The following is a 13,386-nucleotide window of genomic DNA, read 5'->3' on the forward strand; positions in this document are numbered from 1 at the left end:
AGCCCTTCTGCGGTGCGGTGCGGTCGCGGACGGTGCCGGCGCGGACGACGGCCACCGGTGCCGGTGCTTCGATACGTACCCGGTCCGGGGCCGCGTCGACCCGGACCGGCCCTGTCGGGTGAACGGCGGACGCCGGTGCGGTCAGGCGGAGCCCGCCGTCAGGGCCCGCTTGAGGACCTTGCCGGTCGGTCCCAGCGGCAGCGCCTCGGTGAACCGCACGATCCGCGGGTACTTGTGCCGCCCGAGCCGCTCCTTGGACCAGTCGATCAGCTCCTGCTCGGTCACCGCCTCGGTACCGGCCCGCACCACGACGACCGCGCAGATCTCCTCGCCGCGCGCCTCGTCGGGCACCCCGATCACCGCGACCTCGGAGACCGCCGGGTGGCGGACCAGCACCTCCTCGACCTCACGCGGATAGATGTTGAAGCCGCCCCGGATGACCAGGTCCTTCTTCCGGTCGACGATGCTCAGGAAGCCGTCCGCGTCCCGGACCCCGAGATCCCCGGTGCGGAACCAGCCGTCGACCACCGCCGCGGCCGTCGCCTCCGGATCGTCGAGATACCCGGCGAACACGTTGTGGCCGCGCACCACGACCTCGCCGACCTCGCCGTCCGGGAGCAGCACCACGGCGTCCTCCACCGCCGCGTCCGCCACCCCGATCTCCACGCCCCACACCGGGTGGCCGACCGTGCCGGGGCGCAGGCCGAACTCCGGCTGGTTGAAGGTGGCGACCGGGGACGTCTCGGTCAGCCCGTAGCCTTCCAGGATCCGCGTCGCGAAGGTGGCCTCGAAGCGTTCGAGCACGGCCACGGGGAGGGCCGCGCCGCCGGAGACGCCCGCGCGCAGGGTGGGGCGGTTCGCCGGGTCGCTCTGCGCCGCCGCCTCGACCAGGGCGTGGTACATCGTCGGTACGCCCATGAAGACGCTCACGCCCTCGGTGATCAGCAGCTCCAGCGCGCCCGCGCCGCTGAAGCGCGGCATGAGGACGAGCGTCGCCCCGGCCCGCAGCGTCGCGTTCATCGCACAGGTCTGCCCGTAGCTGTGGAACAGCGGCAGACAGCCGAGGACCACGTCGTCGCCGTCCAGCCGCAGCAGGTCGTGGGCGGAGACGGAGGCGTTCATCACGATGTTGAGGTGGGTGAGCTGCGCGCCCTTGGGCCGCCCGGTCGTGCCGCTGGTGTACAGGATCACCGCGATGTCCTCGGGGGCCGCCGGCTCCGGTGCGGTCAGCGGCTCGCCGCCCTCCGGCAGACCGCGCACGGCCCGGACGCCCGCGGCGCGGGCCCCCTCCTCGGCGACCGGCCACATCGGACCGCCGCTGATCAGCGCGACGGAACCGCTGTGCCGCAGCACATACGCCACCTCCTCGGCGACCAGCAGCCCGTGCACCGGCACCACCGTCGCCCCGGCGGCGAGCGCGCCGTAGTACGCGTACAGGAAGTCCGCCGAATTGGGCAGCAGCACCGCGACCCGGTCACCCGGCCGGACCCCGGACGCCCGCAGCGCGCCCGCACAGCGCAGCGCCCCCGCCCACAGCTCGCGGTAGCTGATCCGGTCGCCCGAATCGACCACGGCCACCCGGTCGGGGTGCTTGCGGGCCGACTCACCCAGGACGGTCGCGACGCTGAGAAACATGACGGGCTCCAGGAAACACGGTGTTCACACGGCTGGTCCTGCTCAGAATCGGCCGTGTCCCCGTCTTTGCACAATGTGCGGTTGCCCACCATGCGCGCGCTTCACCTGGGCAGTGGCCACTCGGAGCGGTACGCGGCGGGGCATCCGCATAACACGCGGGCGTTAACCTTCGTTCATGGCGCAGAATCCGGGTGCCCGGACCCCGCACACCCCTGGCCCCCGCCCGGAAGGCGACGGCGACGGCGGGCTGCGGCGGGCCCTGGCCATCGCCCTGCTGCCGGGGATCGACGAACTGACCCGGCGGGTCGTCGACGACATCCACGCGCACAGCAGTACGTATGCCTCCGGTTCGCCCGTCAGCCGGGACGACCTGTGGGGGATCTGCCGCGACAACCTGCTGCGCGCGCTGGAGGACTTCGGCGGGCTGTCGTCCGGCGGGGACGCCGAGCAGGCGGCGCGCGAGACGGGGCGGCGGCGTGCGGAACAGGGCGTGCCGATGGACACCGTGCTCCAGGCGTACCGGCGCGGTGGCCGGGTGATGTGGCAGGTGATGGCCGAGTATCTGCGGGCCACGCGCGGGACGCAGGAGGACCGTGCGGCGGCGGTCGACCGGGACACCGAGCTGGACATGGCGGGCGCCGTCTGGGAGACCATCGACCGCTACTCACTGGTGATGGCGGAGTCGTACCGGCTGACCCAGCTGGAGATGCAGGGCAGGCAGGACACCCGCCGCGTCGCCCTCTTCGAGGCCCTGCTCGACGGGCGCGGCGACGATCCGGCGGTCGCGTCGGCCGCCTCCGCCGCGCTGGGCGTGCCGGTCCAGGACCGGTACGTCATCGTCGTCGCCGCCCAGGACCCGGCCGCGCCGCCCAACCCGGCACCCGTCCTCGACGAGCACGGCATCTGGTCCTTCTGGCGGCCCCGGTCGGGCCGGTACGCGGGCATCGTGCGGCTGGCCTCGGGGGAGTCCGGCGTCCTGCTCGGCCTGCTGCGCCACCGCACCGGCGCCACCGCGGGCGTCTCACCGGAGTTCGACCGGCTGGCCCGTGCGGGCCGGGCGCTGCGGCTGGCCGAGCAGGCGCTGCGCACGCTGCCCGCCGGAAGCGGTGAGGTGGCGGCCTTCGACGACCGGCTCGCGGAGGTGCTGCTGGTCGGCCGGCCGGAGATCGCCGAGCGCATCGTCGGCACACGGCTGGGCGGCGTACTGGACATGGCGGCCGAACGCGAGGTGCTGCTCGGCACGCTCCGGGTCTGGCTCGACAGCGGCTGCTCGGCGGCGCGGGCGGCCGAACTGCTCTACTGCCACCGCAACACGGTCCTCAACCGGATCGGCCGGATCGCCGAACTCACCGGCTGCAACGCGGAGTCGGGCGAGGTGCGGCTGGGATGGGCGCTGGCCCTGCGGGCGCTGCCGCTGCTGTCCGGTGACGACGAAGGCGCGCCGGGGTCCTGAGGGCCGTCCCGCGGCGCGTCCACCGCGCGGGACCGGAGGCCGTCGCCGGGCCTCCGGTCGCGGCTCCCGCGCCGTGCCGACGGTGGGTCAGGCGGCGAAGTGCTTCGACATGGAATCCCGCTCGTCGACCTCGACGAGATCGGGACGGGTGTAGCGCTCCGCGCGGGCGTGGTAGTCGAAGTCGCCCCGGACCAGCCCCCGGTAGTCCTGTACGCACCGCTCCAGCGCGGCCCGGGTGGCGCCCTGGATGCCGGCCGCTTCGATCTCCTCGACCAGATCCTTCTCGGCGCGCTGCACCCGCTGCGCGATCTCCGCGAGCTGCGCCCCGGCCTCGTCCACGGCCTCCTGGAGCGTGCAGTCACGGTCGCGCTGGATGAGGCGCACCGCATTGTGCTCGTAGCCGAGCAGCGCCTCCTTCTCGAAGGAGCAGATGTCGTTGCAGAGCCCCGAATGATCGGTCACCGCATTGCGCAGCGCGATGTACGCGGGCAGGCTCCGGGCCGATTCCGGAAGATCGATCCCGGCGGTGATCTCATGGAGATCCAGGAAGGGCTGCATGGCCACCGAATCCCGGCGGTGCTTCACGAATTCGCTCCGGGTCGGCGCCTGCCCGGCGGCCCGCTCCACGGCCTCGGCGTAGTAGGTCCACAGCCAGGCGACCGTGTCCCGGCGGAACTGCCGGATCCAGCGCGCCGACCGGTCCCGGTAGGTGCGGGTGCGCAGCCCCACGAGCGCGCGCTCCATGGCGCCGCGCGGCGGGCCGCCGTCGAGCACGGTGACCAGCCGGTCGATCGCCGCCTCGCACATGCGCGGATCGCGTCCGGCGGGCCCGTCGTCGAACTCGTCGTCGACGAGGAAGGCCCAGAAGAGCCACTGGCAGAAGAGATCGAGATGCTGCTGCGCAGCAGTGGGGAAGATGAGGGATATCCAGAGTTCGGGCCGGGTCCGGATCATTTTCTTCCGGGCCACCGGGGAGAGCACCAGGCCATTGGATTCGGCCCATTCCCATGCGGCCTCCCGGGTCTTCTCGATGCCGGGATTGCATCCGGTGCTCTGGAACGGCATATGAAACGCTGGCAGCACAATCTGGCTCATTGGTGCCCCTCGTCGAAACGATTCGGATGAACGATACGAACGGGTAACCGGCCGGACTCGCGTCCCGGGGCCGGGTACGCATCGGGGGACGGGCCGCCCGCATCCACCGACCCTGGCCAGAGGCGCACCGTGCGAGACGAGGCAGTCATTCCTGCTCACTCTCCTCCGCCGGGGGTGGGGGCATCGGGGCCGGGCCCGTGGGCCCGCGGTGGCAATCGCCCTCGGCTCAGGACGGTGGCATCACCATGTGTAACACCCAGTCAACCCCCTGTTGAGAAAAGAGGGAAGCCGTACGTGACCGAAAGTGCTTGATCGTCAGAAACGAATGAACATCTCTGAGCAACGGATGACCGGTTGTGCTTGTCGGCTGTCGGGGGGCGCGGACGTCGGCGCGGACGGCCGCGCAGACGATTTTACGCCGCCCCGCCGCACCCCGCCTCGTCCCGCCCCTTGCCAAACCGCCCCGCATGCTGTCGCGGCCGCTGTCCCGTACCGCTCAGGCACCCTTCAGATGCCGCATCAGCCGCTCGAAGTCCTGCCAGCCGGACAGGTCCGACGGATCGCCCGGCAGCGGGTAGTACAGCGCCGGACGGGACCTCGGACCGAGCTGGACCGGCGGCTCGGAGAGCGGCGTGCGCCGGGCCCGGTCGCCGGGCATCTCGCGCACCTCCTCCGCGCCGAGCACGAAGGCCAGCGGAACCCCGGGCCCCTCGAAGCGCGGCGGCACCGCCAGGTCGCGGCGGGCCTTGCGGAGCTGGACCAGCATCGACTGCAGATGATGACGGGTGGCGAGCACCTCCGCCACCCGGGGCAGGGCGTCCAGCGGGGGTTCCTCGCCGGGCCCGTAGCCGAACGCCAGCGTGACGTCCTCCTCCACACCCGCCTTCGTACGGCTGATGCGGACCGTGGCCAGGCCCGGCCGGTCCGGGCTGCCGACCACCACGAGCCAGGTCGGCTCGGGCGCCCGGTCGAAGGCGACATCGGTCAGCCGGCGCAGCGACCACGGCAGGTTGGCGGGCTCGGCGGTGCCCCATCCGGCCGGCGGCTGCCCCGTCAGCTCCTGCCACACCGACTCCAGGGCCCCGCCCAGCACCAGCCGGTCGTCCGCCGGGTGGACCGTGCGGAACGAGATCGCCAGCTGACGGTCACCGGTGTCCGTGACCTCCCGGTAGGCGTCGGCCACCGGGGTGCGCGGGTCCTCGGGGGTGGCGTCGGCCGACTCGACCGTCGCGAACATGCCGTGCTGCCAGCGCAGTACGGCACCGGACAGGCCGTCGTAGTAGCCGTCCTTCTCGTCCTGCACCACCCAGCGCGACGGCCAGCCGCTGAGGCTGTTGCGCACCGCGGGGGAGAGGGTGGCACCCGGCGAGGTGACGATCTGGAGCCCCAGCTCGGCGTTGGCCGCCGCCCGGAACGCATCCGAGAGCCAGGCCGTCATCGCGACCACCGGACGGTCCTGGATGATGACGGCCACCTTGTCGGTGAGCGCGTCCACGGCGGGCTGCGCGGCGGCGGGCGTCGGCGCGACGCTCACCCCCTCGCTCTTCACCACCGCGAGGGAACGCGCGGCCTCCGGCGGCCAGGCGGAGCCCCCGGCCAGCGTGGCGATCCGGGCCGCGAAGGTGCCCGCGAGCAGCTCGGCCTCCTCGACCCCGGTGGTGGCACGGGCCTCCGTCCACCAGAACGGAACCGGCGGCGCGGTGGCCCCGAGCAGCCGCTCGGCCTCGCCCGCCACCTGCACCAGCAGCGGCGCCTCGATGGAGACGAGCGGCCGGCCCTGGTCGTCACAGAGCTGCACGACGGCATCCTCGCCCGTGGTCCCCACCAGCCTGTCCGGGCCGCCCGCGAGCAGACCCGCGAGCACGGTCAACGGGTCGGGCATGCGCGGGGTGAGGGCGATGACGTCCTTGGTCATGTGGTCGGCCGTTCCTTCTTCGTCCGGGTGCGGATGTGCGGTGGGGGCGCGGCCCGCGGAAACGGGACCGCGCCCCGGCGGGTCACTCCGCGGTGTACACGGTCTGGATCAGGCGGTTGGGCTGCCCCCTGCGGATGAACACCCCGCGGCCCGGCGGCTGCTGGGCGGCGTACACACCGGGGAACAGCTGGCCCTCGCTGCGGTCGCCGGACATCAGGAGCGCGGAGGCCCCCGACTCGCGCAGACCCAGCACCAGCGGGTCGTACATGCCGCGCGAGGCGCCCGCGACCCGGCGGGTCAGCACGAAGTGCAGGCCGATGTCGACGGCGGACGGGATGTACGGCAGGAACGGGTCGAGCGGCGACTGACCGGCGGTGGTCAGCACGTCGTAGTCGTCGACGAGGATCACGATCCGCGGACCGCTGCCCCAGCTGCCGGGCTCCAGGTCCTCGGTGTCCGCCCGGTCGTCCGGCAGCCGCTTCTCCAGCTCGGTGGCGATACCGGCGGCGAGACCCGCGCACATCTTGGGGTTGTACGCGTACCCGCCGCGGAACTCCTCGGGGATCGCGCCGCGCAGCCCGCGCCGCGGGTCCATGACGGCGAAGACCAGCTCCTGTTCGCCGTAGCGCTCGATCAGCCCGCCGGCGACGGTCTTCAGCAGATTCGTCTTGCCGCACTCGCTGTCGCCCAGGATCAGCAGGTGCTGGTCGTGGTGGAACAGATCGAGCACGGCGGGCGCGAGCGCCGTCTGGTCCAGGCCGATCGGCACCCGCTTGGGCTCGGCGACCGGGCCCGGCAGCAGATGCGGCTCCAGGACGTGCGGCAGGATCCGGACCGGCTGGGCGACCTCGCCGCTCCAGGTGGCCCGGACCGTACGGGCCGTGTGCTCCAGGACCGCGCCCAGGTCCGAGACGTCCGCGAGACCGTCCGTGCGGGGCAGCGCGACCTGGGCGAAGAGCTTGCCGTCGGTCAGGATGCGGCCCGGCTCGTCGGACGACAGGGTCTGCGCGAGCTTGCGGTCGATGCTGGACTCGCTGGGGTCGTTCAGCCGCAGCTCGACCCGGGTGCCGAAGTTCGACTGGGTGGCGATGCGTACGTCGTTCCAGCGGAGCATGCCCGCGACGACGTGGATACCGTAGCCGCCACCGCGCTTGAGGATGTCCACGACCGCGTCGTCCAGCTCGTCGAAGTCGTCGCGCAGCGCACCGAAACCGTCGATGATGAGCACGATCTCGGCCGAGGCCAGCTGCGGCAGCCGGCCCGCCGAGTGCAGCGAACGCAGCTGCTCCACGGAGTCGATGTTGTGCTCGCGGAACAGGTCCTCGCGGACCGCGAGCATGCCCCGGACCTCCTCGACGGTGCGCCCCGCGCGCTCCCGGTCCGCCCGCCCGGCGACACCGCCGACGTGCGGCAGCCCCGACACGGCCTGGAGACCGCCGCCGACCAGGTCGAGGCCGTAGATACCGACCTCCTGCGGGGTGTGGGTCAGCGAGATCGCCAGCGCGAGCGTACGCAGCAGCGTCGTCTTGCCGGTCTGCGGCCCGCCGATGACCGCGGCGTGTCCGCCCGCCACCGTGAGGTCCAGGTACCACTGGCCCTGCCACTGCTTGGTCGGGTCGTCGAGCAGACCGAGCGGCACCTGGAGCGGACCGCGCCGCTTGGCCAGCTGCATCCCGCGCGGGCCCACGTCCAGCGGCCCCGCGACCTTGTCCAGGGCGACCGCGCCGGGCAGCGGCGGCAGCCAGATCCGGCGCACCGGACCGGCCGCCTCCCGCAGCTGGTCGACGATGACACCCATCTCGGTCGGCCCGGTCTCCCGGCGCCGCACCTTCGGCTCCTCGCCCGAACTCTCCGGCTCGGCAAGGGTGTTGAACGCCTCGTACTCCAGCGCCAGCGGACCGCTGTCCTGCTCCTCGTCGCGCTGCACCGGACCCCGGTACGCGCCCGAGACATAGCTCGCCTTGAAACGCTCGTAATGGCTGGTGTCGACCTTCAGATAGCCGAAGCCGGGCAGCGGCGGGAGATGGAAGGCGTCCGTGGTGTCCAGGACCGTACGCGACTCGTCGGCGGAGAAGGTGCGCAGACCGAGCCGGTACGAGAGATAGGTGTCCAGGCCCTTGAGCTTGCCGCCCTCGATGCGCTGGCTGGACAGCAGCAGATGCACACCGATGGAACGGCCGATCCGGCCGATGGACAGGAACAGGTCGATGAAGTCCGGCTTCGCGGTGAGGAGTTCACCGAACTCGTCGATCACCACGAACAGATGCGGCAGCGGGTCCAGATCGGGCCGCCGGTCCGCGCGCAGCGCCGCGTAGTCACCGATGTCGGCGACATTGCCCGCGTCCTTGAGCACCTGCTGACGGCGCTTGACCTCACCGGCGAGGGAGGCGTGCACCCGCTCGACGAGGCCCGCCTGGTTCTCCAGGTTGGTGATGACCCCGGCCACGTGCGGCAGCTCGGCGAACGGGGCGAAGGTCGCACCGCCCTTGTAGTCGACCAGGACCAGGGCGAGGTCCTCCGGCGGGTGCGTGGCCACCAGGGCCAGGACCAGGGTGCGCAGCAGCTCCGACTTGCCGGAACCGGTGGCGCCGACACACAGCCCGTGCGGGCCCATGCCCAGCTCGGACGACTCCTTGAGGTCCAGGAGCACCGGCTGGTGGGAGTCGCTGATGCCGATCGGCACCCGCAGGAAGGCGCGTTCGCCGCGCGGCGCCCACATCCGCGACAGGTTCAGCTGCGCCACGTCGTCGATGCCCAGGAGGTCGGCGAAGTCGACGGGGCCCGACAGCGGCGCGTCCACGAGCGATTCGGCGGACAGCCGCATCGGCGCCAGCATCCGCGCCAGTCCCTCGGCGAACGGGATGCTGACCTCGTCCACGGTGCCATGGGCGCTGATCGGCTCCTGCTCGCGCAGGTCCTCGATGACCACCCCGTCGCCGCCGACGGTGATCCGGACGCTCACGTGCCCCGGCTCCTGGACCCGGTGCTCCAGCAGGTGCAGCACGCTGATGCCCATCTCGCGCAGGCCGACCGCGTCGTCCGGGCGCGGCAGGTCGACGGCGTCCTCGCCGTGCCCGTCGGTGACGACGAGCAGCCGGGACGTCATGGACAGCGCGTCCTTGCCGGACAGACCGCGCCGCACCTCGGCCGCGTACGAGGCGCGGCGGCGCAGCTCCGGGCCGATCTGGCGGGAGAGCTGGGGTGCGGACGGGGCGATCCGGCGGGCCGCGACCGGGCCGTCGAACTGCTCGGGGTCGAGCAGATGCGGCATCCACTTGGCCCACTCCCAGTCGGCCAGCCGGTCACCGGGCACGGCGAGCGCCATCGCGACGTCGTCGGGGGCGTGCGTGGCGGCGGTCTGGACGAGCAGGGCGCGCGCGATGCGCAGGCAGTCCTCGCGGGGGCCGATGACACTGACGTTGCCGACCCGGTCGAGCGGGACGGTCAGCGGGAGTTCGGTGCCGGTGCGGAAGCGGTCCATCAACGCGGACGCCTCGTTGAGCATGAAGGTGTCGGGCGGCGACAGGACGGACGAGCCCTGCTGGGCGACCGTCAGATCGCGTACCGGCATCTCGCCCGTGCCGACGCGCACCCGCAGGAAGTCGCCGTCGAGACGGCGCCGCTCCCAGACCCGCGCCGGGTCGCGCACTATGTCGTACAGGGCGTGCGGCGGCGGGTTGAGGACATCGGCCCGCTCGGCCCGCCGGCGCTCCTCTACGGAGAGCTCCTCGCGCAGGTCCTCCAGATACGCGAGATAGGCCTCGCGCTGGGTACGGCGGGTGCGCTGGGCCTTGCCGCGCTGCGAGAAGACCAGCGCCACCGAGCCGATGACGGTGACGACGAGGATGATCGCGCCGAGACCGGCGAACTGACTGTTGCGCACCACCGTCATCATCACGACGGAGGACATCACACCGGCCACCGGCAACAGCGACATCGCGATGTTGCCGGACTTGCCCTCGGGCAGGTTCGGCGGGGCCTCGATGGTGCGCGCCTCGGAGGCGGCCGGCGGCCGGGTGGTCCTGGCCGGGCGGTGGATCAGTCGGGTACTCATCGTCGTCCGTCACTCGGGGTCGGGCTCGGCATCGGGATCAGTGGTGCTGCCGATCGGTGATCAGTGGTGCTGCTGGGAGAGCCGGAACACATCGGCGGCGAGCCGGGTGGCGGCCTCCCGCGTCGCGTGCGCCAGGAGTTCGGTACGGATCTCGCCGCCGGCCGCCAGATGCCGGTCGTACGGCAGCACCCGGACGCTCGCCCCGGTGGCTTCGAGCCTCTTCGTCGCCTCGTCGAGATCGAGTCCGGGGTGCGGCACCAGTTCGCTGAGCACGACGACCGTGCCGGCGATCACCTGCCGGGGCAGCGACTGCATCCACTGGAGCACCGCGTACGTGCTGGTGATGCCCTCCAGCGTGGCGGGGGCGGCCAGCACCCGGGCCTGGGCGGCGGACAGCGCGACCCGGGCGACCTCGGCGGGCAGCGTCTCGCAGTCGACGATCGTGACGCCGAAGTAGCGGCGCAGCGAGACCATGACCCGCTCGTACGCCCTGCTGTCCAGCATCGCGCCGATCTGGCCCTGACTGCCGGGCAGCAGCCAGGCGTTGCCGGGGAGCTGGACGAGATAGCCGGTGATGTCCAGCAGCGACATCTGCGGCTCGATGATGCCCGCCAGATCACCGGTGGTCCACCGCAGCGACTCGGCGCCGAGCCGCAGCGGCAGCGAGCCGAGCGACGGGTCGGCCTCGACGAAGAGGACCGGGTCCTGGCGGTAGTGCGCGTACGTGGTGCCGAGCAGCGCCGCGACGGTCGACTTGCCCGCGCCGCCCCGGATGGAGGTGACGGCGATCTGCCGGCCGGTCGTCACGGGCTGCTGGAGCGTCTCGGCGGTGGCGGTGGTACGGGCGACCTCGCGTGCGGCCGACGAGGACACGCTCACCCGCAGAGCGCGCGCGGCCCGCGCGGTGAACGGCTCACCGCGCCGGGCCTTGCGCCCGACGGCGGCCAGCCCCTGGTCCACCACGGGCCGGGAGTCCGGGGTGTTGTGGGGCCGGGTGCCCGGTGTGTACGCGGCCTGGGCCTGCGCCTGCGCCTGCGCTTGGGCCTGCTGCTGCGGCTGCTGTCGGGGCTGTTGCTGCTGCGGTTGCCGCGGCTGCGCGACGGGGTGGGCGGCCACACCCCGCTGTTCCTGGTAGCCGGGGTGCTGCTGGGGCGGTTGCTGCTGTTCCTGGTAACCGGGGTACGCACGCTGGGGCTGTTGGTGCTGCTGCTGTTCCTGGTAACCGAGGTACTGCTGCTGCTGAGCCTGTTGGTGCTGTTGCTCCTGGTAGCCGGTGTGCTGCTGGGCGGCCTGCTGCTGTTCCTGCTGGTAGTCGGCGTACTGCTGCTGGGCGGCCTGCTGTTGCTCCTGCTGGTAGCCGGTGTGCTGCGGCTGGGCGGCCTGCTGTTGCTCCTGATAGCCGGTGTGCTGCGGCTGGGCGGCCTGCTGCTGTTCCTGCTGGTAGCCGGTGTGCTGCTGGGCGGCCTGCTGTTGCTCCTGCTGGTAGTCGGCGTACTGCTGCTGGGGCGGCTGGGGCTCCTGGTAGCCGGGGTGCTGCTGGGGCGTCCCGTAGGCATGGGCGTTCTGCGCGGGAACGCCGGGCCCCGGCGCGGCGGCACCGTACGGCTGACCGCCCTGACCCTGCGCGGGGGCTCCGTAGCCCTGGCCGTCGGGGGCCCGGCCGTCGGGGTCCTGAGCGCCCTGCTGGGCGGCGCCGCCCCTCATGGCGCGCAGCACATCGCCCTGCCAGTTGTCTTCGTTCGGCATGTCTGCCCTTCTTTTTCGCCCTGCTGCCCCGCCCGGAGCACCTGCGCGTCGACTCAGAACTTGTTGAGCAGCTGTCCGTACACGCCGAACACACCGACGGCGAGCGGGAAGAGCCCCACCACGCCGATGGATTCGACCAGATCGGCCATGCGCCGCAGCCGGACCTGCACGTGCTCGGGCGGCTGCACCGCCAGGACGAGCAGCGGCAGCGCCGCGGCCACGCACAGCAGGGCGAGCGGTCCGGCGCCCCCGGCGTGGCCCATCCACAGCATGACGAGACGCACGAGGAGGATCGCGGCGGCGGCGAACAGCGCCACCACCTCCGCGACCAGCGGGAAGGCCCGCGCCCGGGAGAGCAGCACCAGGGCCACCAGCGAGGGGAGCGCCACGGTCCACACGGACGGCTTGTCGGCGAGGGTGAGCAGCCAGCCGCCGGCCGCCGCGGAGACCGCGGTGACCACCGTCGCCAGGGCGAGACCGCGGTGGGTGGCCGCCAGCGCGTTGCCCACCTGGTGGCGGCTGACCGAGGCGCCGCCGGAGCGGCGGTCGTCCAGCGCGGTGAGCCCGGAGGCCGCCAGCGCCAACCGGGGGAGCAGGCCGAGCAGTACGACCGAGAAGACGGCCATGACGGCGCCGAGCCGCGCCAGATCGTCCTGGACGGCGGCGACGGCCTCCCACACCACGGTGATCGCGGTGGTGGCGACGGCGCCGATGAGCCCGCCGCGGCCGAGCGGCGAGAAGTACCCGAGGAGCACCAGCGTCAGGACCAGCGCGGCGGCGACGGCGGCGAGCCGCGCGGTCCCCGACCAGTCGTACGCGTCCGCGGCGGTCCAGGCGGTGAGAACGCCGAGGCTGCCGGAGGCGAGCAGCAGCGCGGTCGCCAGACCCCGGTTGCCCTGCCCGATCTTCGCGATCAGCGCACCGGCCGCCAGCAGGACGAGCGTGGCCGCCGCGAGGGCGGCGGTCAGCGCCTCCAACGCGAACTCACGCCGGGCCAGCAGCGCGGAGACCACCGCGAAGGCCACCGAGGCCACACCCGCACTCGTACGACGGGCGGAGGGGCGCCAGCGCCACGCCTGCAGATCGAGATCGTCGGCCACCAGATCGGTGACGTCGTGCACGACCGGGGCAGGGGGCGCGGAGTGGGCCCGGACGAGCCGGAGCACCGCCCCGTCCGCGATCCCCGCCGAGGACAGCGTGCTGTCGTGGGGGAGAGCGGATCCGTCCGAGGTGATCAACTGCCGGGTCATCGGGCGGGCGGCCGCCCGGTCGTCCAGCAACTGCAGGATGTCCGGCAGCAGTTGACCGATCGGTGTGTCGGACGGCAGGACGATGTCGGCCCGGCGTCGCTCACCGACCAGAGTCACCCGGCTGAGCTGCGCTCGGGAAGTCGTTGCTGTGCTCACCACTTTACGGGAACCTATCATCGCGACGTTTTGAGGAGTCGGGCAGCTCGGCGTGCCCATGCTACTAGCGCCTTCTCAGCCC

General features: G+C 72.6%; 7 protein-coding genes. 1 reads left to right on the forward strand and 6 read right to left on the reverse strand.

All coding sequences use genetic code 11. The features are described from left to right. Window positions 1-141: 141 nt before the first annotated feature. The gene (locus ACFVH0_RS08300) at window positions 142-1,635 is read right to left on the reverse strand and encodes a long-chain fatty acid--CoA ligase (RefSeq protein ID WP_385818791.1); all 1,494 of its coding nucleotides are present in this window, start codon (window positions 1,633-1,635) and stop codon (window positions 142-144) included. Between the two features lie 175 nt (window positions 1,636-1,810). Here ACFVH0_RS08300 and ACFVH0_RS08305 point away from each other — a divergent pair, with 175 nt between their 5' ends. Next, a complete protein-coding gene (locus ACFVH0_RS08305; protein ID WP_385818792.1) occupies window positions 1,811-3,088 on the forward strand; it encodes a PucR family transcriptional regulator in 1,278 nt (425 codons plus the stop codon). Window positions 3,089-3,175: 87 nt separating this feature from the next. Here ACFVH0_RS08305 and ACFVH0_RS08310 read toward each other — a convergent pair whose 3' ends face one another. The 5 genes from ACFVH0_RS08310 to eccD form a co-directional block, all read right to left on the reverse strand. Continuing rightward, window positions 3,176-4,153, reverse strand: coding sequence for a terpene synthase family protein (locus ACFVH0_RS08310; RefSeq protein WP_385818835.1), 978 nt, complete (start codon window positions 4,151-4,153; stop codon window positions 3,176-3,178). Between the two features lie 526 nt (window positions 4,154-4,679). Then, window positions 4,680-6,098, reverse strand: coding sequence for a DUF6177 family protein (locus tag ACFVH0_RS08315; RefSeq protein WP_385818793.1), 1,419 nt, complete (start codon window positions 6,096-6,098; stop codon window positions 4,680-4,682). Window positions 6,099-6,180: 82 nt separating this feature from the next. Next, on the reverse strand, window positions 6,181-10,152 hold the full coding sequence (gene eccCa, locus ACFVH0_RS08320) for a type VII secretion protein EccCa (protein WP_385818794.1): 3,972 nt from the start codon (window positions 10,150-10,152) through the stop codon (window positions 6,181-6,183). A 60-nt stretch (window positions 10,153-10,212) separates the two neighbouring features. Then, window positions 10,213-11,898 carry a MinD/ParA family protein gene (locus tag ACFVH0_RS08325; protein WP_385818795.1) on the reverse strand — a complete coding sequence of 562 codons (1,686 nt, stop codon included), beginning with the start codon at window positions 11,896-11,898 and terminating at the stop codon, window positions 10,213-10,215. A 53-nt stretch (window positions 11,899-11,951) separates the two neighbouring features. Further along, complete coding sequence (eccD, locus tag ACFVH0_RS08330) at window positions 11,952-13,325, reverse strand: type VII secretion integral membrane protein EccD (RefSeq protein WP_385818796.1); 1,374 nt, start codon at window positions 13,323-13,325, stop codon at window positions 11,952-11,954. Between the last annotated feature and the right edge of the window lie 61 nt (window positions 13,326-13,386).

Source organism: Streptomyces sp. NPDC127117 (assembly GCF_042677325.1).
In the GTDB taxonomy this organism is placed as follows: domain Bacteria; phylum Actinomycetota; class Actinomycetes; order Streptomycetales; family Streptomycetaceae; genus Streptomyces.